General features: G+C 72.8%; 22 protein-coding genes. 9 read left to right on the top strand and 13 right to left on the bottom strand.

Going from position 1 to position 22,725, the window contains the following annotated elements; genetic code table 11:
• Positions 1–2: 2 nt before the first annotated feature.
• The 7 genes from P2H44_RS17845 to P2H44_RS17815 all read right to left on the bottom strand — a co-directional run bounded on the left by P2H44_RS17845 (position 3) and on the right by P2H44_RS17815 (position 7,243).
• The gene (locus tag P2H44_RS17845) at positions 3–1,421 is read right to left on the bottom strand and encodes a CpaF family protein (protein ID WP_275765494.1); all 1,419 of its coding nucleotides are present in this window, start codon (positions 1,419–1,421) and stop codon (positions 3–5) included.
• Positions 1,422–1,486: 65 nt separating this feature from the next.
• A complete protein-coding gene (locus P2H44_RS17840) occupies positions 1,487–2,686 on the bottom strand; it encodes an AAA family ATPase (RefSeq protein ID WP_275765492.1) in 1,200 nt (399 codons plus the stop codon).
• Positions 2,687–2,852: 166 nt separating this feature from the next.
• Positions 2,853–3,515 (bottom strand): OmpA family protein, encoded by a 663-nt coding sequence (locus tag P2H44_RS17835; RefSeq protein ID WP_275765490.1) that lies wholly within the window; start codon positions 3,513–3,515, stop codon positions 2,853–2,855.
• A complete protein-coding gene (locus tag P2H44_RS17830) occupies positions 3,502–4,974 on the bottom strand; it encodes a type II and III secretion system protein family protein (RefSeq protein ID WP_275765488.1) in 1,473 nt (490 codons plus the stop codon). Before P2H44_RS17830 ends, P2H44_RS17835 begins: the two co-directional genes overlap by 14 nt.
• 379 nt (positions 4,975–5,353) lie before the next feature.
• Positions 5,354–6,187: a Flp pilus assembly protein CpaB gene (gene cpaB / locus P2H44_RS17825; protein WP_275765486.1), complete on the bottom strand. Its 834-nt coding sequence runs from the start codon at positions 6,185–6,187 to the stop codon at positions 5,354–5,356.
• 169 nt (positions 6,188–6,356) lie between these two features.
• Entirely contained in the window at positions 6,357–6,563 is a 207-nt protein-coding gene (locus P2H44_RS17820; RefSeq protein ID WP_275765484.1) for a pilus assembly protein, read from the bottom strand.
• 473 nt (positions 6,564–7,036) lie between these two features.
• Positions 7,037–7,243 (bottom strand): hypothetical protein, encoded by a 207-nt coding sequence (locus P2H44_RS17815; RefSeq protein ID WP_275765482.1) that lies wholly within the window; start codon positions 7,241–7,243, stop codon positions 7,037–7,039.
• A gap of 475 nt (positions 7,244–7,718) precedes the next feature.
• Between P2H44_RS17815 and P2H44_RS17810 the strand changes: the two genes are divergently transcribed.
• Positions 7,719–8,204: a lytic transglycosylase domain-containing protein gene (locus tag P2H44_RS17810; protein WP_275765480.1), complete on the top strand. Its 486-nt coding sequence runs from the start codon at positions 7,719–7,721 to the stop codon at positions 8,202–8,204.
• Between the two features lie 88 nt (positions 8,205–8,292).
• On the opposite strand, the gene P2H44_RS17805 is transcribed toward P2H44_RS17810, so the two are convergent.
• From P2H44_RS17805 to P2H44_RS17795, 3 genes are all read right to left on the bottom strand, one after another.
• Positions 8,293–8,922, bottom strand: coding sequence for a CoA transferase subunit B (locus P2H44_RS17805; protein ID WP_275765478.1), 630 nt, complete (start codon positions 8,920–8,922; stop codon positions 8,293–8,295).
• A gap of 16 nt (positions 8,923–8,938) precedes the next feature.
• Positions 8,939–9,634 carry a CoA transferase subunit A gene (locus tag P2H44_RS17800; protein ID WP_275765477.1) on the bottom strand — a complete coding sequence of 232 codons (696 nt, stop codon included), beginning with the start codon at positions 9,632–9,634 and terminating at the stop codon, positions 8,939–8,941.
• A gap of 274 nt (positions 9,635–9,908) precedes the next feature.
• Positions 9,909–11,192 (bottom strand): aspartate aminotransferase family protein, encoded by a 1,284-nt coding sequence (locus tag P2H44_RS17795; RefSeq protein ID WP_275765476.1) that lies wholly within the window; start codon positions 11,190–11,192, stop codon positions 9,909–9,911.
• 152 nt (positions 11,193–11,344) lie between these two features.
• Between P2H44_RS17795 and P2H44_RS17790 the strand changes: the two genes are divergently transcribed.
• The 4 genes from P2H44_RS17790 to P2H44_RS17775 all read left to right on the top strand — a co-directional run bounded on the left by P2H44_RS17790 (position 11,345) and on the right by P2H44_RS17775 (position 15,442).
• Positions 11,345–11,827 (top strand): Lrp/AsnC family transcriptional regulator, encoded by a 483-nt coding sequence (locus tag P2H44_RS17790; RefSeq protein WP_275765475.1) that lies wholly within the window; start codon positions 11,345–11,347, stop codon positions 11,825–11,827.
• A gap of 229 nt (positions 11,828–12,056) precedes the next feature.
• Positions 12,057–13,535: an NAD-dependent succinate-semialdehyde dehydrogenase gene (locus tag P2H44_RS17785; RefSeq protein WP_275765474.1), complete on the top strand. Its 1,479-nt coding sequence runs from the start codon at positions 12,057–12,059 to the stop codon at positions 13,533–13,535.
• A gap of 352 nt (positions 13,536–13,887) precedes the next feature.
• Positions 13,888–14,457, top strand: coding sequence for a GNAT family N-acetyltransferase (locus P2H44_RS17780; RefSeq protein WP_275765473.1), 570 nt, complete (start codon positions 13,888–13,890; stop codon positions 14,455–14,457).
• Between the two features lie 103 nt (positions 14,458–14,560).
• Complete coding sequence (locus P2H44_RS17775; protein ID WP_275765471.1) at positions 14,561–15,442, top strand: DUF1194 domain-containing protein; 882 nt, start codon at positions 14,561–14,563, stop codon at positions 15,440–15,442.
• Here the strand turns inward: P2H44_RS17775 and P2H44_RS17770 are convergent.
• The 3 genes from P2H44_RS17770 to P2H44_RS17760 form a co-directional block, all read right to left on the bottom strand.
• The gene (locus tag P2H44_RS17770; RefSeq protein ID WP_275765469.1) at positions 15,378–17,519 is read right to left on the bottom strand and encodes a glycosyltransferase family 2 protein; all 2,142 of its coding nucleotides are present in this window, start codon (positions 17,517–17,519) and stop codon (positions 15,378–15,380) included. The genes P2H44_RS17775 and P2H44_RS17770 overlap by 65 nt on opposite strands.
• A 95-nt stretch (positions 17,520–17,614) precedes the next feature.
• The gene (locus P2H44_RS17765) at positions 17,615–19,156 is read right to left on the bottom strand and encodes a gamma-glutamyltransferase (RefSeq protein WP_275765467.1); all 1,542 of its coding nucleotides are present in this window, start codon (positions 19,154–19,156) and stop codon (positions 17,615–17,617) included.
• A 166-nt stretch (positions 19,157–19,322) separates the two neighbouring features.
• On the bottom strand, positions 19,323–20,210 hold the full coding sequence (locus P2H44_RS17760) for a cation diffusion facilitator family transporter (RefSeq protein WP_275765465.1): 888 nt from the start codon (positions 20,208–20,210) through the stop codon (positions 19,323–19,325).
• A gap of 273 nt (positions 20,211–20,483) precedes the next feature.
• On the opposite strand from P2H44_RS17760, the gene P2H44_RS17755 reads away from it, so the two are divergent.
• From P2H44_RS17755 to P2H44_RS17740, 4 genes are all read left to right on the top strand, one after another.
• A complete protein-coding gene (locus P2H44_RS17755; protein ID WP_275765463.1) occupies positions 20,484–20,708 on the top strand; it encodes a hypothetical protein in 225 nt (74 codons plus the stop codon).
• Between the two features lie 409 nt (positions 20,709–21,117).
• Positions 21,118–21,543: an AtpZ/AtpI family protein gene (locus P2H44_RS17750; RefSeq protein ID WP_275765461.1), complete on the top strand. Its 426-nt coding sequence runs from the start codon at positions 21,118–21,120 to the stop codon at positions 21,541–21,543.
• A 53-nt stretch (positions 21,544–21,596) separates the two neighbouring features.
• Positions 21,597–22,307 carry a F0F1 ATP synthase subunit A gene (locus tag P2H44_RS17745; RefSeq protein ID WP_275765460.1) on the top strand — a complete coding sequence of 237 codons (711 nt, stop codon included), beginning with the start codon at positions 21,597–21,599 and terminating at the stop codon, positions 22,305–22,307.
• 77 nt (positions 22,308–22,384) lie between these two features.
• Positions 22,385–22,621, top strand: coding sequence for a F0F1 ATP synthase subunit C (locus P2H44_RS17740; protein ID WP_275765459.1), 237 nt, complete (start codon positions 22,385–22,387; stop codon positions 22,619–22,621).
• Positions 22,622–22,725: the final 104 nt, after the last annotated feature.

Raw genomic sequence — 22,725 nt, 5'->3', positions numbered from 1 at the left:
GCTCAGCCCAGCTTGCGGTTGGGAGCGTAGATCTCGGCGGGCAGGTCGTAGCCCCAGGTCGAGAACCGCTCGGCGAAATGGGAGCGGATGCCGCTCGCCTCGAAATGCCCCAGCACGGTGCCGTCGGCGTCGAGCCCGGTGCGCTTGAAGCGGAACACGTCGTGCATGGCCACGACCTCGCCCTCCATGCCGGTGATCTCGGCGATGTGGGTCATCCGGCGGGAGCCGTCCGAGAGGCGCGAGACCTGCACGATCACGTGCACGGCCGAGGCGATCTGCGAGCGGGTGGCCTTAAGCGGGATCTCGATCCCCGACATCAGCATCATGTTCTCGATGCGGCCCACCGCGTCGCGGGGGCTGTTGGCGTGGACGGTGGTCATCGAGCCGTCGTGGCCGGTGTTCATGGCCTGGAGCATGTCCAGAACCTCGTCGCCGCGCGTCTCGCCGACGATGATGCGGTCGGGACGCATTCGCAGCGCGTTCTTGAGCAGGATGCGCTGGGAAACCTCGCCCTTGCCCTCGACGTTGGGCGGCCGGCTCTCCATCCGCGCGATGTGCTGCTGCTGGAGCTGGAGCTCGGCCGTGTCCTCGATGGTGGCGATGCGCTCGTTGTTCGCGATGAAGGACGACAGCGCGTTCAGCGTCGTCGTCTTGCCCGAGCCGGTGGAGCCCGAGACGACCACGTTCAGCCGGGTGGCGACGACGGCCTGGAGGTAGGCGGCCATCTCCTCGGTGAACGCGCCGTAGGCGATCAGGCGGTCGATCGAGAGGGGCGACTTGGAGAACTTGCGGATCGAGAGCAGCGGGCCGTCGACCGCGCAGGGCGGGACCACGGCGTTGACGCGCGACCCGTCGGCGAGGCGCGCGTCCACCCAGGGCTGGCTTTCGTCGACGCGCCGGCCCACGGCCGAGACGATCTTGTCGATCACCCGCAGCAGGTGCTTGTCGTCCTTGAACTCCACGCCCGAGAGCACGAGCTTGCCCTTGCGCTCGACGAAGACCTGCCGGCAGCCGTTGACCAGGATGTCCGAGACGGTGTCGTCCTTCAGCAGCGGCTCCAGCGGGCCGAGGCCGGTGACCTCGTCGATCAGCTCCTGGGTCAGCAGCTCGGCCTCGGCGGCGTTGAGCACCATGCCCATGTCGCGCAGCCCCTCGCGCGCGATGGCGGCGACCTCGCGGCGAAGCTCGGCCTCGGGGACCTTGTCGATGATCGACAGGTTCAGCGTGTCCAGCAGCCTCCGGTGCAGGTCGACCTTCACCTGCATCAGGCGCTGGCGGCGCTTGATCTCGCGGTTCTCGGCGGCGAGCGCTTCGGCCGCGGCGGCGGCCTCGGCCGCCTCCGCGCGCTGGGCTGCGGCCGCGGCGGAGGCCGACATCTCGACGACCTTGGTCTCCGCCTCCTTCTGGTAGCGCTTGAACATGCGCCGATCTCCCTACGCGCCCTCCCGATGGGCGAGCTGAAAGCCTCCCGGCGAAGCGCTCCGCGTCAGGACGGAACCTCGCGGGACGCCTGGACTTCCTCGAGCACGGCGCGGGCGGTCTTGCGGATTTCCTTGCGCAGCGCGTTGCCCGAGGCGAACTCGGCCAGCGGGGAGCCGTGGTCGCAAGCCTGGATCACAGCCTTGCCCCCGTCCGGCAACAACACTCCATACTCGATTCCAAGCGTTTCCGCCATTTTCTTGACCCGGCCTCTTGCGCCGAAATCTCCGAATCCGGGGACCCGGTTCATCACGTAGTCGACCTTGTCGAAGGGCAGATCCTCGGCCTGGAGCGCGCGCAGGAAGCGCAGCATGTTCTGGGCCGAGCGCATGTCGATCTCCATCACCGCCCAGAACCGCTGGGCGGCGGCCAGCGCCGTCTCGGTCCATTCGGTCAGGGTGGTGGGCATGTCGACGATCACCACGTCGAAGGCGTCGCGCGCGAAGCCCAGCAGCTTCTCGACGTCGGCGGGCGCCACGATGTTCAGCGGCAGCGCGTCGGCGGGCGCGGTCAGCACCGAGATGCGCTTGCCCCGATCCTCGAGCGCGGCTGCGAAGCCCGCGGGATCGGCGCGGTCGATGCCGGTCAGCAGCTCGAACACCGAATCCCGGCGCGGCATGTCGAGGTAGGTGGCGACCGAGCCGTACTGGAAGTCGAGGTCGAGGATCGCGATCTTCAGGCCGGTCTTGCGCGCCTCGTTGGCGATCTCCCAGGCGAGGTTGACGGCGAAGGTGGTCGAGCCGACGCCCCCCGCCACGCCGTAGACCGGGTAGATCAGCCCGTTGCGCGCCACGCGGGCCTCGCCCTCCTGGCGCAGGTCGCCCAGCTCGCTCAGGCTTTCGGCCAGCGCGCCGGCGGGCAGCGGCACGGGCAGGAAGTCCTCGGCCCCCGCGCGCATCAGCCGGTGCACGGCCATCGGCGGCAGGTCCTGGACCAGCAGCACCACGATCGAGCCGCGCGCCCGGCCCAGCGAGATCAGCGACAGAAGCTCGTCGATGCGGCCCAGGTCGGTGGCGTCCACCGCGATCAGCGCATAGGCGGGCGGCTTGTCGTCGAGCGCCTTGCGCAGCCCCCTGGGCGTGACCGCGGCCCAGCCGCCGTCGGGAAACTCGGCCTCCAGCTCGCGCCTGAGTCCGTCGAAGGCATCGAGGTTCTCGGCCACGACCATCATGTCGGCCGCTTCGCCCCCGCCGCGTTTCAGGATCATGCCGTCGCGCCCCTTCCCGCCCGCGGCCCAGGGCCGCTTGCCAACGCGCTAACGGACATGGACGCGGTCCGCAAGCCGACCCCGAGCCGCGGCGCGCCGTTCGCGGGGGGAGGAACGCGCCCGCGTCGCGGGCGTCGAGGGGAACCGGGCACGAGCAGGCGCGGCCTCAGCCGCCGCCGGTCGGAAGCGGGATCACCACCTCGCTCTCGTCGGTGGTGTACTGGCTGTAGACGATCTCGGCCCGCTTGCCGTCGAAGCGGCGGCGATCCCAGCCCAGGCCGTAGCCCTCGACCACGGTGGCCACGCGGCGGTTCAGGCGCTCGCGCTCCTCGGTGGGGACGATCGGATCGCGCTCGCCGCGGCTGGCGACCAGCAGCAGGCGGTCGTCGTCGACCCCCATCTCGACCAGCGCGCGGGCGGCGGCGGCGGCGCGGCGCAGGCCGAGCCGGTCGTTGTAGGCGGACGAGCCCACAAGGTCGGCGTGGCCGTAGATCGCCACCAGCACCGAGGGATGCCGGATCAGCCAGTCCGCCTGGGTCTGCAGCGCGGCGAGGGCCGCGGGCTCCAGCTCGGCGCGGTCGAAATCGAAGGTGATCGCGGGATCGGTCTCGATCGCGAAGGCGGCGGCGAGGGCGGCCAGCCGGTCGGGATCGACGATGCCGCGCATCGCGAGGATGTTCTCCTCGTTCGCGTAGGCATGCAGGTCGGGGTTGGGCAGCGCGGCCGAGGGCGTGTCCACGCAGCCCGCCGCGCCCAGCGCCGCGGCCAGCGTCAGCCCCAGCGCGCCACGCCGGTTCGGGGACGGCGCCCGGCGCTCATTCGAGGACATAGCCGAACTCCCCCTCGAAGTTGCGCGAACCGACGGAGCGGGCCACGGGATCGCGCGCCATCTCGAGCTTGCCCAGCAGGAACAGCTCCCGCTCGGAGGGCACGCGCAGGCGGTCGCCGGGAAGCTGGACCACGTCCTCCTTCACCGGGTCGACCAGGTAGGCGGTGACCATGATCACCAGCTCGGTCTGCCGGCGCTGGAAGCCCGAGGAGCGGAACAGCGCGCCCAGGATCGGCACGTCGCCCACCCAGGGGATCTGGGCGGCGTTGTCGCGGAAGTCGTCCTGCAGGAGGCCCGCGATGGCGAAGCTGTCGCCGTCCTTCAGTTCGATGGTGGTGCGCGCGCGCCGGGTCGAGAAGCCGTTGAACTGGATGCCTTGGTTCTCGATCACGATCGAGCTGTCGATGGCCGAGCTCTCGGCCTCGAGCTCGAGGTTGATCAGGTCGCCGTCGACCACGGTGGGGGTGAAGCCGAGGCTGACGCCGAAGGGGCGGTATTCCACGGCGATGTTGCCCTGGTCGCCGCCGTAGACGGGGATCGGATACTCGCCGCCCGCCAGGAAGTTGGCGGTGTCGCCCGACAGGGCCACCAGGTTCGGCTCGGCCAGGGTGCGCGCATAGCCCTTGTTCTCCAGCGCGTCGACGGTCAGCGAGGCGTAGACGCCGCCTGCGCCGAGGCTGATGCCCAGCACGCCCTCGGGCTGGCCGCCGGGGACGTAGCCGGTGTCGGGATCGTCGTCGACCTGGAAGCGGCCGGTGTTGTCGTTGACCAGGAAGTCCGAGGTCTCGCCCCCGATTCCCCAGTTGCCGGTGCGCACGCCGAAGGCCCAGTTGAAGCCCAGCTCCTTGGCGGCCTGGCGCTGCACCTCGGCGAAGCGCACGCGCAGCAGCACCTGCTGGGAGCCGCCCACGGTCATCATGTTCGAGACCCGGCCCGGCGCGTAGCGCTCGGCCAGCTCCAGCGCCCGCGACAGGCGCACGGTCGAGGAGACGTTGCCCGACAGCACGATGCCGTCGGCCGCGGCGCGCACCTGGATGCGCTCGCTGGGCAGGATGTCGGCCAGCCGCTCCTTGAACTCGGCGAGGTCGGGACCGACCGAGACGGCGATGTTGGTGATCAGCCGCCCGTTGGGCCCCAGCAGGGTCAGCGTGGTGCGCCCGGCCTGCTTGCCCAGGATGTAGATCGAGCGGTTCGACAGCGCCGCGACGTCGGCGATGGCGGGGTTGGCGACCGAGACCTCGGCGAAGGCCTCGGCGGATTCGATGACGATGGCGCGGTTGACGGCGACGGAGAGGTCCGGGGCGGCGGCGCCCTCCAGCACCCGGATCACCGGCGCGCCCTGGGCCTGCGCCGCGAGGGGCGCGAGCGCGACCGAGGCGCCGACCAGCAGCGTCCCGACGGTCGACGTCAGGGTGCGCGCGATGGCGGTCCATCGCGCTTGGTGGCGGCGCCGGTTCATGCCGCTGTCCCTCTCACTGCCGATACCTCGCTTTAAGAGTCACGCGCAAACCCCGGTAACCAAGCCTTTTTCCATTTCATCGATCAAGACGGTTCGCGGCCGATCCCGACAGGATTGCCGGCGGGACTCGCAAACTGTGGCCAATTGGCGACGCTGGGGCGCACAGCCGGCGGACCGTCGCCGCCACGGGGACCGTCGCCGCCACGGGGACCGGCGTGGGGCCGGCGCCAGCGCGGCGAGGCCCTGCCCCGCGCCGGGAACGCGGCGCGGGAGGCGTCGACGGCGCGGCGGAGGGCCCCGAAACGAAACGCGCCGCGGCCCGGGCGGGTCGCGGCGCGATGGAACGACGGGAGGGGCCGATCGCGGCCCGTCTCGCCGGTCAGTGCATGGTCTTGACCTCGACCTGGCTGCCGCGGCGCACGATCACCTTCACCTCGGGCTCGGGGGCCGGGGCGGCCTCGACGGGCTCGGGCTCCGGCGCGGGCTCCTCCTCGACCACGCCCAGCAGGGCGTTGCGGTCGAGCACGCCCGAGTCGCCGGCGGTGTCGGCGCCGAAGCCGCGCAGCGACAGCGACAGGTTGCCTACGGTCGAGGCGAGCGTCAGGGCCTGCACCTGCTCGGGCGTGCCCTGCACGGTGACGGTCTTGGCGATCTTGGCCTCGATCCGGTCGGGATCGGTGTCCTGGTCGACGGCCACGATCTCGATGTTCTGGATCAGCACGCGCGCGGTGGGGCCGGCGCGGTCCTTGGTGGTCAGGATGATGTCCACGCGCGAGCCCGGCAGCAGGAAGCCGCCCACGGCCGAGGCCGCGTCGACGGGCAGCGTGTAGGCGCGCATCCCCGGCTCGATCAGCGTGGCGACGGTGGCCTTCTGGCCGAAGCCGGTGATCTTGGTCTTAAGGATCAGCTCGTTGGGCTCCATGCGGCGGAGCACGGTGCGCGGCTTCTCGTCCTCGGTCTCGCCGAACAGGTCGGTGGGCGAGGTGAAGGCGTTCTCGGGCACGGCGTCGGCGGGCCAGCGCACGACCTTCACGTCGGCGCGCGTCAGCGGCTGGCCGAACTTGAGGTCCTTGTTGGCGACGGCCACGGGCACGGTGGCGACCGGGTCGCCTGCGCGCGCCTCGGCGGCCTGCACCTTGGCGAACACGTACCAGGCCGCGCCCCCTGCGAGCGCCAGGCCCATGACGAAGATGAAGACGGCGAGCGATCTCATGGCGACCTCGCGGCAGTCCGGGGTTTCAAAATGGCATGAGCCGCCCTCGATCCGTTGATCGGAGGGCGGCTCGGCCGATCGGCGCCTGGCCGCGGCTTCCGCCCGGCTGCCGCGTCACGCCATGCGCGACGCGGTCGAAGCCTCGGAAGCCTCGCGGCTCAGGTCAGGATCACTCCCAGGTCTGCGTGGAGACGACGCCGGCGCCCTCGCCGAGCTCGGACGAGATCGAGGAGATCAGGCCGTCGACGCCGCCCGACAGGGTGGTGATCGCGCCGATCGAGAGGATCACGACGGCGGCGGTCAGCACGACCCAGTCGACGGTCACGGCGCCGGACTCGTCGGAAATGGCGCGGCGGGCTTTGGCGAAGATGTTCATCTCAGGCTTCCTTTTGCAACACGGGGTCCCGGCTGATGCCTGTTGGGGATCCCTAATCGCCCACTCGGGCGAACACTACACAACCCCGGACCGGGGCACTTTACTGCGCCCCATCGGGGGCGGTCTGGTTCGCGGCTTTGGATACCCTCTGCTGCGGTGCTCATATACATGAACGTCTCGATCAGGGAAATCAACCTGATTCGTGGCCTGCGGCACCAAGAAATCCACTCATGTTTAGATTGATATTTGGTGAACGGCCGGTCGGAAAGTTGCGAGACCCGAACAACGCAGCTCCTGCTCGACCGTGTCGGGGCGCCGATAACCGCATGAAGACTCTGGCTCTTCGGCGGCGACGCGCGGGCGGCCCGTCGGTCTGCGTCGGAGAAGGGCGGAACCGGGGCGGCCTGGCGGCGCGGGTCGGGCGAGCGGGCTCCGGGGCGAAAAAACGGCCGACGCGTTCCTGAACGGAGGTCTCAGATCCACGAATCCTCGACGGCCACCGCGCCGTCGTTCAGCAGCTGGGTCACCGCGTCGAGGAGAGTCTGGATGCCGTCGGCGAACGTGCTGCCGAAGCTGAGGGCGAGCATGATGACGCTCGCCGACAGAATCACGAAATCCGCGGTCACCGCGCCTTCGTCGCGTGCCAGAAGGCACCGGATGTGCTTGTACTCGAGCAACATGTACGCACCGCTGCGATCAACTGGCGATATCCTACACCATAGCCGAGCTTTCAGCCATATGAACCCTGTCTCCATTCAGGCTTCAGGCGCCGCACAGGCCGCGGTCGCGGGGTCCGCCCCCGCCCGGCGGCGCCGCGCCCTCGCTCTGGCGGTCGCGGCGGGGCTGCTTCTGGCGAGGCCGGCGGAGGCGCAGCTGGGGTTCGCGCAAGGGACGACCCAGACCGAAAGCAGCTTCACCTTTCGGCGAGTCACCCCGCCTCCCCCCGGGACCCGGAAGCGGATCATCTTGCAAAGTCATGGCTCTAGCGCGCCGAAGCCCGCCGCGGCGGAGGGGTTCTGGGCCCGCCCCGGCACGGCCCCCGGCCTGACCCCGCGCCGCCCGCTCGCGCCCGCGCTCGCGGCGGCGGCGGCCCATGCGACGGCGACGGGCGCGGGCGCCCGCGCGGCCGTCGATCGCGCGGTCGCGCGCCGGATCATGGCCGCTCACGGTTCCGCGATGCTGGCGGCGGCGCGAGGCTCGGACCTGTCGCTGACCCTGCTGCTGGCGGTGGCGATCGCGGAATCGGGCGGTGATTCGCGCGCGGTCAGCCCCAAGGGCGCGCAAGGCATGATGCAGCTGATGCCCGCCACCGCCGCGGGCCTGGGCGTGCGCGACCCATTCTCGCCCGAGCAGGCGGCGCCCGGCGCCGCGCGCCATCTCGACGGGCTGCTGCGCCGCTTCGACGAGGATCCGGTGGCCGCCCTGGCCGCCTACAACGCCGGCGCGGGCGCGGTGCAGACCAGCGGCGGCGTGCCCCCCTACCCCGAGACGCGCGGCTACGTCCCCCGGGTGCTGGCCGCCGCCGCCGCCCTGCAGGAGCTGTGCGAGACCCCGCCGGCCAGCTTCCGCGATCCGTGCCTTCCCTCGGTCGAACTGGCGCCCTCCGCCGCCCTGGCCGCCCGCGGCCCTCGCGGGGGCTGAGCGGCGCCTCCCTGGACGGCGCCCCAGAACGGCGAAGGGCCCCCGCGATGCGGAGGCCCCTGCCCGTCTGCGAAGCTGAGCGGCGGCGTCAGGCCACCAGCGTCGCCTCGGTCTTCGCGCGCACCTCGTCCATGTCAACGCCCTCGGCGAGCTCGATCACCTTCAGCCCGCCCTCGACCACGTCGAAGACGCCGAGGTTGGTGATGATGCGGTCGACCACGCCCGCGCCGGTCAGCGGCAGGGTGCATTCCTTCAGCAGCTTCGATTCGCCCGCCTTGTTGGCGTGATCCATGATCACCACCACGCGGTTGACGCCGGCCACCAGGTCCATGGCGCCGCCCATGCCCTTCACCAGCTTGCCCGGAATCATCCAGTTGGCGAGGTCGCCGTTCTCGGCCACCTCCATCGCGCCCAGGATCGCCATGGCGATCTTGCCGCCGCGAATCATCGCGAAGCTGGTCGAGGAGCCGAAGTAGGCGGTGTGCGGCAGCTCGGTCACCGTCTGCTTGCCGGCGTTGATCAGGTCGGGGTCGACCTCGTTCTCGGTCGGGAAGGGGCCGATGCCCAGCATCCCGTTCTCCGACTGCAGCGTCACGTCCACCCCCTCGGGGATGTAGTTGGCCACCAGCGTCGGGATGCCGATCCCGAGGTTCACGTACATGCCGTCCTCGAGCTCCTGCGCGGCTCGGGCGGCCATCTGGTCACGGTCCCAGGGCATGTCTGTTCTCCTCGGGTCAGGCCGCGCGGGTGGTGCGCTTTTCGATGCGCTTCTCGAACTCGCCCTGGATCAGGCGGTGCACGAAGACGCCGGGCAGGTGGATCGCGTCGCCGTCGAGCTCGCCGGGCTGGACGATCTCCTCGACCTCGCAGACGCAGACCTTGCCGCACATGGCGGCGTCCGGGTTGAAGTTCCGCGCCGTCTTGCGGAACACGAGGTTGCCGGTGGTGTCGGCCTTCCAGGCCTTCACGATGGAGAGGTCGGCGACGATGGCCCGCTCCAGGATGTAGGTCTGGCCGTCGAAGTCCTTGTGCTCCTTGCCCTCGGCGATCTGGGTGCCGACGCCGGTCTTGGTGTAGAAGCCCGGGATGCCGCAGCCGCCGGCGCGCATGCGCTCGGCGAGCGTGCCCTGGGGGTTGAACTCCAGCTCCAGCTCGCCCGACAGGTACTGGCGCATGAACTCCGCGTTCTCGCCCACGTAGGACGAGATCATCTTCTTCACCTGCTTGGTCTGCAGCAGCACGCCCAGGCCGAAGTCGTCCACGCCGCAGTTGTTGGAGGCGATGGTCAGGTCCTTCGTGCCCGCGTCGCGGATCGCGGCGATCAGGTTCTCGGGGATGCCGCTCAGGCCGAAGCCGCCGGCGGCAATGGTCATTCCGTCGAACAGGAGGCCGTCGAGCGCCTCCGCGGCGGAACCATAGACCTTCTTCATGCAACTCCTCCGGTTCGCGCGGGGGCCATGAGGGCGGGCCGCACGGCCCCTCCCCGGCCCCGGTCTCCCCCTTAGTTGCGCGCCCCCGCCCGCGCTGTCAACGCAGGTGCAGCACGCGGGCGCAGGCGGTCGGCACGGGGGTGGAGCGACGGGCGCCCGCCCCGGGGGACGACGCACGGAAGCCGGGGCCGGCGGGCCGCGACGCCGACGCCGCGACCGCCGCGGGAGGCCCCGGGTCGCGCCCGGGGCGCCTTGGTCGCGCGCGACGCGCCCCTCAGCACTCGCCCAGGGCGCGGTCCATGATGGCGATCGCCGCCTCGACCTCGTCCTCGCTCACGGTCAGGGGCGGGGCGATGCGGAAGATCGAGGTCATGCCCTCCAGCGCCGCGATGTTCACCGACAGGCCCAGCTCCATGCAGCGCTTCATCACCGCCTTGCCGTAGGCGTTGGCCGGGGCCTTGGTGGCGCGGTCCTCGACCACCTCGAGCCCGCACAGCAGGCCGCGGCCGCGGACGTCGCCGATGCGGGGGTGCTTCTGGCCGAGGTCGCGCAGGCGGCCGCGCAGCACCTCGCCCATGGCGCCGGCGCGGGCGGCGAGGCCGTCGCGGGCCACGATCTCCATCACCTTAAGCCCCACCGCGGCCGGCAGGGGATCGGAGACGTGGGTGGTATAGAAGAGGAACCCCCGTTCGGCGCAGGTCTCCTCGATCTCGGCCGAGGTGATCGTGGCGGCCAGCGGCAGACCGGCGCCGAGGGTCTTGGAGAGCGTGAGGATGTCGGGCGTCACCCCGTCCCGCTCGAAGGCGTACATCAGGCCGGTGCGCCCGATGCCGGTCTGCGCCTCGTCGAGGATCAGCAGCATGCCGCGGGCCTCGCATTCCTCCTTCAGGGCGCGCAGGTAGCCCTCGGGCAGGTCGAGGATGCCGCCCGTCGACAGGATCGGCTCGGCGATGAAGGCGGCGAGGCCGCCGTTCGACTGCGCGTCGATCAGGCGGAAGTCGGCGGCCAGCAGCTCCCGCCAGCCCGGCCCGTCCTCGCCGAAGCGGGGACGGTAGGCCGAGGGCGCGGGGATCGCGAAGGCCCCCGGCATGCCCGGCCCGTAGCCCTTGCGCCCCGCCGAGAAGGTCGCCGCCGCCGCGCCCCCGGTCATCCCGTGCCAGGACTGGGCGAAGGAGACCACCTCCCACCCGCCGGTGAAGCACTTGGCCATGCGGATCGCGGCCTCGTTGCTCTCGCCCCCCGTCGAGAGCAGCAGCACCCGGTCCAGTCCCTCGGGCAGCGAGTCGACCAACGCCTCGGCCAGCGCCACCACCGGCTCGCTCAGCATGCCGGAGTAGAGATGCGCCAGCCGCCCCGCATAGTCGCGGATCGTCTCGGTGATCTCGGGGTGCGAGTGGCCCAGCACCGCCGACATCTGGCCCGAGGTGAAGTCGAGGATCGGGGTCCCGTCGGCCTTGAACACCCGCGTGCCCTGCGCCGAGGCGATCTCGCCCTCGAAGAACTCGGGCCCGTAGCGGACCATGCGGCTGCGGGCGCGGGTCATGAAGTCGGCGGTCATCGGGGCCTCTCCTGGCGGGGTGCGGTCTCGCGCAGGATGGCGGACGGGCGCGGCGCGGTGGCGTCGAAATTCGCGATCCCGCGAGAAATTCTCTCGCGACGCCCCGATCTGCGCGAGAAACTCGACCGATCGCGAGGAAACGGGAGAGACCCATGCTCGACGGAATCGACCGCCGCCTGCTGCTGGCCCTGCAGGCGGACGCGCGGCGCACCAACGCCGAGCTCGCCGAGGAGGTGGGGCTCAGCATGTCGGCCTGCGCCAAGCGCACGGCGCGCCTGTGGGGGGAGGGGCTGATCGCGGGGGCGGTGGCGATCCTCGACCGCAGGCGGTTCCGCCGGCCGGTGACGGCGATGGTCACGGTCACCCTGACCTCGCCGACCACCCGCAACTCGGACGCCTTCGTGCAGGCGATCCTGAAGCACGACCAGGTCCAGCAGTGCCACGTGGTGACGGGAGATTTCGACTTCCTGCTGATGATCCAGGCCCGCTCGATCGAGGCCTATCACGACTTCGCCCTCGAGGTTCTGGGCGCCCTGCCCTTCGTGCAGGCCTACAAGACCACCTTCGTCCTGCGCACCTGGCGCAACCGCGACGCCCTGCCCGGCTGGTGCCTCGAGGCCGCGCCGGAGGGCTGAGCGGCACCGCCGACGGCGGTTTTTCCGCGGCCAGGCGCCGCCGGGGGGCTGGCGCCGCCCTCGCGAGGCGCCATCTTCACGAGGGATCAACCTTTGCCGGACCACACAACGGGGCCTGACGCCGTTGCTCGGCGCGGGTGGCCCTGACGTCGTCGCGCGGCGCGGGGCCGCCGTTGCCGCCGCCCGGTCCCTTGGCTAGGGTCGCCCGAACCCATGGGAGGATGCCCAGATGAACGTCGCCGTGACTTTCCCCGTCAAGCTCAAGGACCCGTCCCTGCTGACCGGCCGCGCCTATATCAACGGCCGCTGGCGCGATGGGGACGGCGAGGCCACCTTTCCGGTGACCAACCCGTCCACCGGCAAGGCGATCCAGGAGGTCGCCGACTGCTCGGTCGCCATGACCACCGAGGCGATCGACGCCGCCTACGACGCCCAGAAGAAATGGGCCAAGATGCTCGCCTCCGAGCGCTGCGCGCTGGTCGAGAAGCTGCATGACCTGATGGTCGAGAACGCCGACGACCTCGCCGCGATCCTGACCGCCGAGCAGGGCAAGCCCGTGACCGAGGCCAAGGGCGAGATCATGTACGGCGCGAGCTTCCTCAAGTGGTTCGCCGAAGAGGGCAAGCGCATCTACGGCGACACCATCCCCGCCGCCGCGCCCGGCAAGCGGATCGTGGTGCTCAAGCAGCCCGTGGGCGTCGTCGCCTCGATCACGCCGTGGAACTTCCCCAACGCGATGATCACCCGCAAGATCGGCCCGGCGCTGGCCTCGGGCTGCACCGTCGTCGCGCGCCCGGCCAAGCAGACGCCGCTCAGCTGCACCGCCATCGCCGTGCTGGCCGAGCGGGCGGGCTTCCCCGCGGGCGTCTTCAACGTGATCACGTCGTCCTCCGCCTCGCCCATCGGCAAGGAGCTCTGCACCAACCCCAAGGTGCGCAAGCTGACCTTCACCGGCTCGACCGAGGTGGGCCGCATCCTGATGGAGCAGTGCGCCGGCGACATCAAGAAGCTGAGCCTCGAGCTCGGCGGCAACGCGCCCTTCATCGTCTTCGACGACGCCGACCTCGACGCCGCGGTCGAGGGGGCCATGGGCTCCAAGTTCCGCAACGCCGGCCAGACCTGCATCTGCGCCAACCGCATCTACGTGCAGAAGGGCGTCTACGAGAAGTTCGCCGAGAAGCTGGCCGCCAAGGTCCATGACCTGAAGGTCGGCGACGGATTCGACGAGGGCGTGGCCGTCGGCCCGATGATCGACGCCGCCGGTATGGCCAAGGTCGAGGAGCACGTGCAGGACGCCGTCTCGAAGGGCGCCGAGATCGAGTTCGGCGGCTTCCCCCACGCGCTGGGCGGCAGCTTCTACACCCCCACCGTCCTCACCGGCGTGACTCAGGAGATGATGGTCGCGAAGGAAGAGACCTTCGGCCCCGTCGCCCCCCTCTTCGCCTTCGAGACCGAGGACGAGGTCGTGGCCATGGCCAACGACACCGAGTTCGGCCTCGCCTCCTACTTCTATTCCCGCGACATCGGCCGCTGCTTCCGCGTGGCCGAGGCGCTGGAATACGGCATCGTCGGCGTGAACGACGGCCTGCCCTCGACCGCGGTCGCCCCCTTCGGCGGCGTCAAGCAGTCGGGCCTGGGGCGCGAGGGCTCGAAATACGGGATCGAGGACTTCCTCGAGGTGAAGTACCTGAGCCTCGGCGGCATCTGATCCCCCGCGGAGGGCGCGCAGACCGCGCGCCTTCCGGCCCCGCCGCCGCGCGCCCGCCGGGCGCGCGCGGCCTCATCCCCGGCGCCGCGAGGGCCGGGACCCTGCGTCTGGCGGCGCCCCGCCGCCCCGCGCGATCCGCTGCGAGGTCGAGCCAGACGGCCGGTCGCCGGCACGCGCCGGGCCTGACCCGCGGCCCTTCCCGACCGCGCCGCCTTCGGACCTTTTCCGCTCCGCGCGCCGGCGAAAGGTCGCCAGCCGGGGCTCCCGCGCCTATCTCCCGACGCACGGCGCTCTCGATCACGCGTGCCGGCGCGCCGCCGCCCTTCCTCCTTCCCGGACCGCCGTTTCGCCGATGCCCCTCTCCTTCCACCTGCCGCTCGACACCCCGCGCCTGCGCCTGCGCGCGCCGCGGGCGGCCGACGCGCCGGCGCTGGATGCGATCTTCTCGGACCCGCTCGCCATGGCCCGGGCCGGCGGACCCCGCCCCACCGGCTACGGCGAGGCCTGGGCGCAGGAGCAGCGCGAGGCCCTTGCCATGGGCGAGCCCGCCGCCCTGGCGATCGAGCGGCGCGGGCGCGAGGGGCTCGTGGGCGTTGCCGGCATCGTCCCCGGCCCCGCTCCCGAAGCGCCGCGGCTGACCGTGCTTGTCGCGCCCGCCCATCGCGGCGAGGGCCTGGGCGCAGAGGCCGCCGCCGCGGTTCTGATCGCCGCCTTCGCGCGCCCCGCCGTCTCGCGCAGCCCGGTCACCCGCCGCCCCGTCTCGCGCCCGCCCGATCCCGAGGACGGCCCCGCCCGGATCGAAGCGCTGGCCGCCCCCGACGACGCCGCCCTGATCCGCACGCTCGAGAAGGTCGGCCTGCGCTACGCAGCGCTCGACCTGCGGGCGGGCGGCATGCAGGTCTACGTCCTGCACCGGCCCTGAGGCGCCCTCCGGCCCGCCGGCCGCCGTTCGCGTCTGCGTGAGGCGGGGCGCGCGGGCGACCTGCGGCGTTGCCCCTGCGCGATGCGGGCGCCTATCGTCGGACATGCGCAACCGGATCCGCTCCCTGCTGCTCTCCCTGCTCCTGCCCGCCCTCGCGGCGGGCCCCTCCGGCGCGTCGGCGCAGGCGGGGGGCGCGGTCGAGGTGGACGTGGAGCTGATCCTGGCCGTCGACATCTCCCGCTCGATGGACATCGAGGAGCTGCAGCTCCAGCGCGACGGCTACGTCGCCGCCCTGCGCGACCCGGAGGTGATCCGCGCCATCCAGGGCGGGCTGGTGGGGCGGGTGGCGCTGAAATATTTCGAATGGGCCGGGCCCGGCCGGCGGGGCATCGTCAGCGGCTGGGTCCTGCTCGACGGGCCCGAGGCCGCGAACGCCTTCGCCGACGATCTCGCGGTCGGCCCGATCACCGCCGCCGTGGGCACCTCGATCTCGGGCGCGATCGACTACGGCGTCGCCGCCTTCGAGGGCAACGGCTACGAGGGGTTCCGGCGGGTCATCGACATCTCGGGCGACGGGCCCAACAACGCCGGCCGCCCGGTGACCCAGGCGCGGGACGAGGCGGTCGCGCAGGGCGTGGTGATCAACGGCCTGCCGCTGATGCTGAAGGCCAACGACGGCCCCTTCAGCCTGCGCGAGCTCGACGTCTATTACGAGGACTGCGTGATCGGCGGGCCGCTCAGCTTCGTGCTGCCGCTGTGGGATTCGGCGCGGTTCGCCGAGACCATCCGGCGCAAGCTGATCCTCGAGATCGCGGCGCCGCGGATCGTCCCCCGCCCGCCGCCCTCGATCCGGGCGCCGGCCGGGGCGGCGGCGATCCCGGCGCAGCTCGGCCTCGGCCCCGCGACGCGCGCGCCCCGCATCAACTGCCTGATCGGCGAGGAGCGTCGGCGCCGCTGGATGGAGGGCGGCGGCTGGGACTGGTGAGCCCGGCCTCGCCCGCCACCGCCCTCTCCGCCGCCGGACCCAGCGCGCCGCCCTGCCGCGCGCGCAGCTTCGCGAGCCGAAGCGCGAGCTCCCGCGCGGCGACCGAGCGGGCCGGGCGAGCGGCCCCGCGCCCCCCCTCGGCACGGCTCGGCGGCGCCTCGTCCACCGCGGGGCCGGCGCCGTGGCCAGTCTTGTCCCAGAAGGCGGGCGCGGCCACCGATTCGACCAGCGCCTTGAAGGCCGCCAGCGTCGCCAGCGGCCAGTAGCCCAGCAGCGGCAGCGCCTTCCACACGCTCGCCCGCCAGCCCGCGCGCCTGAGCCCCGCCATCACCGAGGCGACCAGGATCCCCTGCCCCGCGTGCATGAACCCCAGCAGAGTGAGCAGCAGCCAGCCGGGCGCGTTCAGCAGCGGCGCGCCGGAGGAGACGAGCGGCCACGCCAGCAGCGCCGTCCAGAACAGCGGCTGCGACAGGAAGGCGGCGCCGGCGCCCACGAAATGGATCTGCATCCCCAGGAAGCCGCGCCAGCCCAGGTCGCCCCACAGCCGGATCGGGTCGCGCATATGGGTCAGCCAGGTCTGGAAATAGCCCTTCTGCCAACGCGAGCGCTGGCGCAGCCAGGCCTGCAGGCGGGTGACGGCCTCCTCGCCCGTGTCGGAATCGAACATCCGCGTTTCGTAGCCCGCCCGCGCCAGGCGCACGCCCAGGTCCGCGTCCTCGGTCACGTTCCAGGCGTCCCAGGCGCCCAGCCGCTCCAGCACCCGGCGGCGCAGGAACAGCGAGGTGCCCGCCAGCGGAATCGGTGCCCCCAGCCGCGCCAGCGCCGGCAGCACCAGGTGGAACCAGGTCGCGTATTCCATGGCGAAGCAGCGCGCGAGCCAGCCCCGGCGCCCATTGGTGATGCGCAGCCGCGCCTGCAGGCAGGCGACGCGGGGCGGCGCGCGGGCGAAGGCCTCGACCGCCTTGCGCAGCTGCTGCGGCTCGGGCCGGTCCTCGGCGTCGTAGACGCCCACGATGGTCCCGCGCGCGAAGTCTAGCGCGTGGTTCAGCGCGCGGGGCTTGGTGCGGGGCGCGCCGGGCGGGGCCGGGATCACCCGCAGCCAGGGGGGCGGGTCGGCCGCGGCGATGGCCTCGCAGGTCTCGGGATCGTCCGCCTCCACCGCGAGGATCACGTCCAGCCGCTCGGCCGGATAGTCGAGCCGGCGCAGAGCGTCGATCAGGCCGGGGGCGGCCTTCGGCTCCTTGTAGAGGGGGATCAGAAGGGTGACGCAGGGCAGCAGCGCCGTTCCCCCGGCGGGAGGCGTCTGGCGCCGCGCGCGACGCTCGGGCCGCATCAGCAGGGCGGCGATGCGCACGCTCATGTTGGCCGCATTCAGGGTCAGGGCCGCGAGGAACAGCGCGGCCAGCGCCAGGCCCGGCGCCGCGACGACGGCCGCCGGCGCCGCCAGCAGCGCCAGCAGCACGCCCAGCCGCGCGCCGCCCCCCGACAGGCCGCGCGCCGAGAGCGGCGCGGGCGTGCGCCGCGCGGCGCGATCCGCGCGACGCGCAGCCGGCAGCGACAACAGCGCCGCGTCGAACCCGGGCGCGGAGCAGGCCGCGACCGCGACCTGCGCGTCGCGCGGCAGGTCGAAGGCGCGGCGCGCGGCCTCGGGGTCGCGCAGCAGGCGGGCGGGGTCGGGGGCGGCCAGGAAGATCCGGCGCGGGTCCGAGGGATCCCGCCGCCAGGGCACGGCGCGCCAGGCCACCATCGCCTCGACCGACGCCTCCGCCATCAGCTCCGGGTCCGGCGGATCCCGCGCGAGGTCGACCAGCGGCACGTCCTGCTGGGCGGCGACGGCGCGGGCCAGCGCCTCGGGCGAGGTCAGGCCGTGGGCCACCAGGATCTCCCCCAGCGGCGCGCCGAAGCGGCGCTGGCGGCGCAGGGCGACGGCGACCGACAGCTCGCTCGCGCCGCCGTCGCGCACCAGCAGCGCGCCCAGACGCTCCGTCGGCGGACGACGGGGGCGGATCGAGGGGGCGAGCGCGGCCGCCCCGCGCAGGGCGACGCGCCGCGCCGAGGGACCGGAGCGCGGGGCCATGCCGGATCGGGACCTGTGCGCAGAGAGCAGGGGCGGACGCCCGAAGCTCTCGCGACAGGGTTAAGGATGAGTGAAGGCGCGCGAAGGACCGCGCTTCAGCCGGTCAGCGCGGCGCCGTCGCGGCGGGGATCGGCCGCGGCCTCCACCGCCCCGCCCGGCGCGCGGCGCACGGCGTGGACGCCGCCGAAGAACAGGCTGTCCTGCGGCCAGGGGCGCGCGGCGGGGAAGGCGCGCAGCAGCTCGGCGCGCTCGCGCTCGGGGAAGCGGTCCTCGAAGTCGATCGAGGGGCCGGCGGGGGCGCGGGGATCCTCGGGCGGCGCGGCATGCTCCACATGCAGGCGCGGCGCCTCGACGGCCCGGTCCAGCGCCTCGCCCCCGTCCGCCAGCCGCGCGATCGCCTGCGCCATCGCCGAGCGGATGCGGTTCGAGCCGCCCGAGCCCAGCGCCGCGACGCTGCCGTCCGGCCAGGCCATCAGCGTGGGCGCCATCATCGAGGCGAGCCGCACGTCGGTCGCCCAGCGGTCGAGCCCCAGCGGCAGCAGGTCCGCCTCGCCCAGCATGTTGTTGGCCATGGTCCCCGTGCCCGGAACCACCCGCCCGCAGCCCTCCCCGTTCGAGAGGGTCAGCGCCGCGGCCATGCCCGAGGCGTCGATGGCCGAGACATGCGTCGTCCCGCGGGTCGAGGGCGGCCGGGCGGCGAGCGCGCGCAGCCGCGCCTCCCCCTCCGGTCCCAGCAGGGCGAAGACCGCGGCGTCGCCGCCCTGCTCCAGCGTCTCGGCCCGCGCGCGGGCGACGAGGGCCAGCGCCTGCGCCCACTCGGCGGCCGAGGCCGAGCGGGGCGCTAGCCGCAGGGCCAGCGCGATCAGGGCGCCGCCGAGCGAGGGCTCGGGGTTCAGCGACAGGCGCGCGGGCCCGCGGGCGGCCTCCAGCGGCGCGCGCCAGAGGGGGCGGTAGGCGGCCAGGTCCTCGACCGTGAGGTGCCCGCCGTCGGCGGCGACCGAGGCCAGCGCCTGCCCGATCTCGCCGTCCTGGAACAGGCGCGCGCCCTCATGGGCGAAGGCGTCGAGCGCGTCGGCCAGCGCGGGGTTGGCCAGCGTCTCGCCCGCCACGGCCAGCGTCTCGCCGTCGGGGCAGAACAGGGCGGCCGCGGCGGGGGTGGCGCGGCAGATCGGGGCGATCACCTGCAGGACGTGGGCCTGGAAGGCCGAGAACGGCAGGCCCCGCCCGGCCGCCTGAACCGCGGGGCCCGCCAGCTCGCGCAGGGGCACGCGGCCGAAGCGGGCGTGCGCCTCGGCGAGGCCGGGGACGACGCCGGGCGTCGCGATGGCGGCGGCGCCGATGTGGAAGGTCTGGCGGGCGTCGCCGAAGTCCGCCTCGATCTCGCGCAGGTCCAGCTCGCGCTCGGGCACGCGGCGGCGGGGGGTCTGCACGAAGAAGTCCAGCACGCGGGAGCGGCCCGAGGGCTCGCGCACCGCCAGGAAGCCGCCGCCGAAGAGGCCCGCGAGCAGCGGCTCGGCCGCGCAGGCGGCGAGGGCTGCGGCGACGACGGCGTCGACCGCGGTGCCGCCCGCGCGCAGCGCCTCGGCCCCCGCCTCGGCCGTGGCCGCATGTCCTGCCGCGATGGCGAAACGCCCCATCTCTCCGCCCCTCTCCCGCCCATGCCGGTCCGCGCCTGCGCTCCGCCGGCGCGTCTCGTCGATGCCTCTAAGGGCGACTCGCCCGCCGGGGTCAAGGATCGCGTGGCGGGTCGCGCCTGCGGGCGCCTGTCGCCCCCCGGAGCGTCGGGAGCGGCGCCGGCGCGCCTCAGACCGGATCCTTGTGGACGATCACCTCGGCGTCGGGGAAGGCGTCGAGCATCCGGTGGCGCAGGGCCGCGCCGATGTCGTGGGCCTCGCGCAGGGGGAGGTCGCCCGGCAGCTCGACATGGATCTGCACGAACAGGCGCCGGCCGGAGGTGCGGGTCTTGAGGTCGTGGTAGCCCGACAGGCCCGGGTGCCCGTCCGCGATCTCCTGCAGGCGGCGCAGGGTCTTCGCGTCGGCGCCGTGGTCCATCAGCGCCCGCCAGCCCCGCCGCGCCACCCGGAAGGCGCCGGCCAGCAGCAGCCCCGCCGCCGCGAGCCCGACCAGCGAGTCGAGATCCGAGATCCCGAACCAGGCCGAGGCCGCCAGCGCCGCCATCGCCCCGATGTTGGGCAGAAGGTCCGAGAGGTAGTGCAGCGAATCCGCCACCACCACCGGACTGCCGGTCTTGCGCGCGACCCGCAGCTGCCACCAGACCAGCCCCAGCGTCATCACGATCGAGAAGGCCATGACGCCCATGCCCAGCTCTTCGCGCGCAAGCGGCGGGGGCGCGTCGAGCAGCAGGCGCCGGATCGCCTGCCAGCCGATCAGCAGACCGGACAGCGCCACCAGCCCGGCCTGGCCGAGGGAGGCGAGATCCTCGGCCGAGCCATGACCGAAGGCGTGCTCCTCGTCCGGCGGCTTGGAGGCGTAGAGCACCGCCGCCAGCCCCGCGAGGGAGGCGACCGCGTCGATGGCCGAATCCGCGAGGCTCGCCGCGACGCCCAGCGAGCCGGTCTCGCGCAGGGCCCACAGCTTGGCGACGGCGAGCATCAGCGCGACGGCGACCGCGGCCGCGCCCGCGGACGCCGCCAGCCTGTCGTCGCCCTTGATGTTCAGCCGTTCGCCCATGTCCGCGATCTAAGCGCCTGCCGCCCGGCGGGCAACGGCCGCGTCGCCGCGCCGACGGGGGGCCGAGGGCGGCCCGAGCGCGGGACGGGCGCGCCCTTCCCCGGCGCGAGGCGCTCCGGCGCCGAAGGACCGCGGGCGCGCCGCGGCCCGGCCGTGGAATCGCCGGGTTCGCGGGTCAGGGTGCGACGGAACGAGGGGGGTTCGTGCGTGACAGGTTCGATGGGGGGCGAAGGTCGCCGCCCGGCCGTCCGCATCCGCGCCGGAGGAACGCTCGTGTTCCACGCCTTCGTCAGCCGCCGCGGCGCCCTGCGCGCCGCCCTGGGGGGAGCCGGCCAGGTGCCCCCCGCCTCCTTCGAGATCGCGCCCGCCCGCCCCTGCGCCGAGGCGCCCTCCGCCGCCCCGGCCGAGCTCGCCCCCGCCGCCGCGCCGGGCGAGGCGCGCGCCCGCCTCTGCGGCCGCCGCGCCGCGCGGAGATCGGAGCCCGCCTCGACGGCCTGATCCCGTCGCTGGGGCCCTGCGCTCGCCCGGGGACCGGCGGCCGTCGCGGGGCGCCGGAGCCTGGCCGACGCTGCGCGAAGGCGCCCATCCGGGCGCCTCGCCGGAGCGTCCGGCCCCCTCGCCCCAAGCGCCCCGGGAATGCCCGCCGGGGCCCCTGTCTGGGGCGCGAATCCCGCGGGCGGCGCGCGCGGGGCCGCGCAGGGGGCTCCAGGACGCTGCGCCGTGCGGTCGCATCACGAAATTTCTTCAGGAATTGCAAACACCTGCACCGCTTCGGGGCGGTCTGCACCCAGCTTGACACTCCACCCCCCCCTTTCTAGTGTCCGCCCGACTGGCCAGGGGGCCGCGACGGACCGGCAGGAGGGGCCGCTGAAGGTGTGACCGGATCCACCGGACCCGGAGTTCGGCGATGCACGGCGGACGCCGCCGCGAAGCCAATACGGGGACGGACGTGACGGATCACGACCCGAAGGGGGCCAGCCTCTCGGACATCGATGCGAAGCTCAGGGCGATCCGCGACCGGCGCAAGGCCGAGGCGCGGCCTCGCCGCGACGTCGCACGATGGCAGGGAGCCGAGTTCGCGTGGCGCATGGTCATCGACCTGACCGCGGGAATCGCGGTGGGACTGGCGATCGGATGGGGGCTCGACGAGCTGTTCGGCACGGGCCCCCTGTTCATGATCGTTTTCGTCCTGGCGGGGTTCGCCTCGGGGGTCAAAGTCATGCTGCAGTCCGCCAAGGAGCTGCAGCGCAGGAACCAGGCCCGGGCCGCGCAGGGCGGCACGGGTGAAGACGAAGCGACAGGCGCGCGCGCGCCGCAGGACGAGGGACGCTGAACGTGGCAGGCGGAGCTGAAGGCGCGAGCTCGGGCGGCATCGAAGCCCATCCCATGGACCAGTTCGTCATCAAGCCGTTGTTCGGCGATGAGGGACTTGGCCTGTTCACGGTCACCAACCAGACGCTGTGGCTGGCGATCGGCGTTCTGATCGCCTTCGCCCTGTTCGCGCTGCCCACGCGCAACGCGACGCTGGTGCCCGGCCGCATGCAGTCGGTGGCCGAGAGCCTCTACATGTTCGTGCGCAAGATGGTGGCCGACGTGCTCGGCGAAGAGGGGGCGAAGTACTTCCCCTACATCTTCACCGTCTTCGTGTTCATCATGATCTCGAACGTGGCGGGCCTGATCCCGACCTCGTTCACCACGACCTCGCATATCGCGGTCACCGGCGTGCTCGCCCTGACCGTGTTCATTTCGGTCACGGTGATCGGCTTCGTGAAGCACGGCGCCCACTTCATCACCCTGTTCTGGGTGAAGAGCGCGCCCACGGTGGCGCTGCGCTGCGTGCTGTTCCTGATCGAGTTGATCTCCTACTTCGTGCGACCCCTCAGCCATTCCGTCCGACTTGCGGGCAACATGATGGCGGGCCATGCGGTTCTGAAGGTGTTCGCCGCCTTCGTTCCGGCCCTCGGGATCGCGGGCATCATCCCCATCGGGGCGATGACCGGCATGTTCGCGCTGGAACTGCTGGTGGCGTTCGTGCAGGCCTACATCTTCACGATCCTCACCTGCGTGTACCTCAACGACGCGCTGCACATGCACTGAGTTTCGACCGGCCGGGGCGGCGAGGTCGTCCCCCGGTCACCCTCAACGACTTCCAGGACTACGAAGGAGCCAGGACTATGGAAGGCGATATCGCGAACATGGGCCAGTACATCGGCGCGGGCCTCGCCACGATCGGTCTGGGCGGCGCCGGCATCGGCGTGGGCCACGTGGCCGGCAACTACCTGGCCGGCGCCCTGCGCAACCCGGCCGCCGCGGGCGAGCAGCAGGCGATGCTCTTCGTCGGCATGGCCTTCGCCGAGGCCCTCGGCATCTTCTCGTTCCTCGTCGCGCTGCTGCTGCTGTTCGCGGTGTGATCGGGACCGGGGCGCGCCGCCCTCGGGCTTGAGCGCGCCCTCTCGAAGATCCCGCGCGGCCGGTTGAACGCCGGCCGCGCGGCGCCAGTTTCCGCCCCGCCGTT

This window comes from Albimonas marina (genome assembly GCF_029223255.1).
GTDB lineage: Bacteria > Pseudomonadota > Alphaproteobacteria > Rhodobacterales > Rhodobacteraceae > Albimonas.
This window is presented reverse-complemented; position numbering and strand designations above follow the sequence as displayed.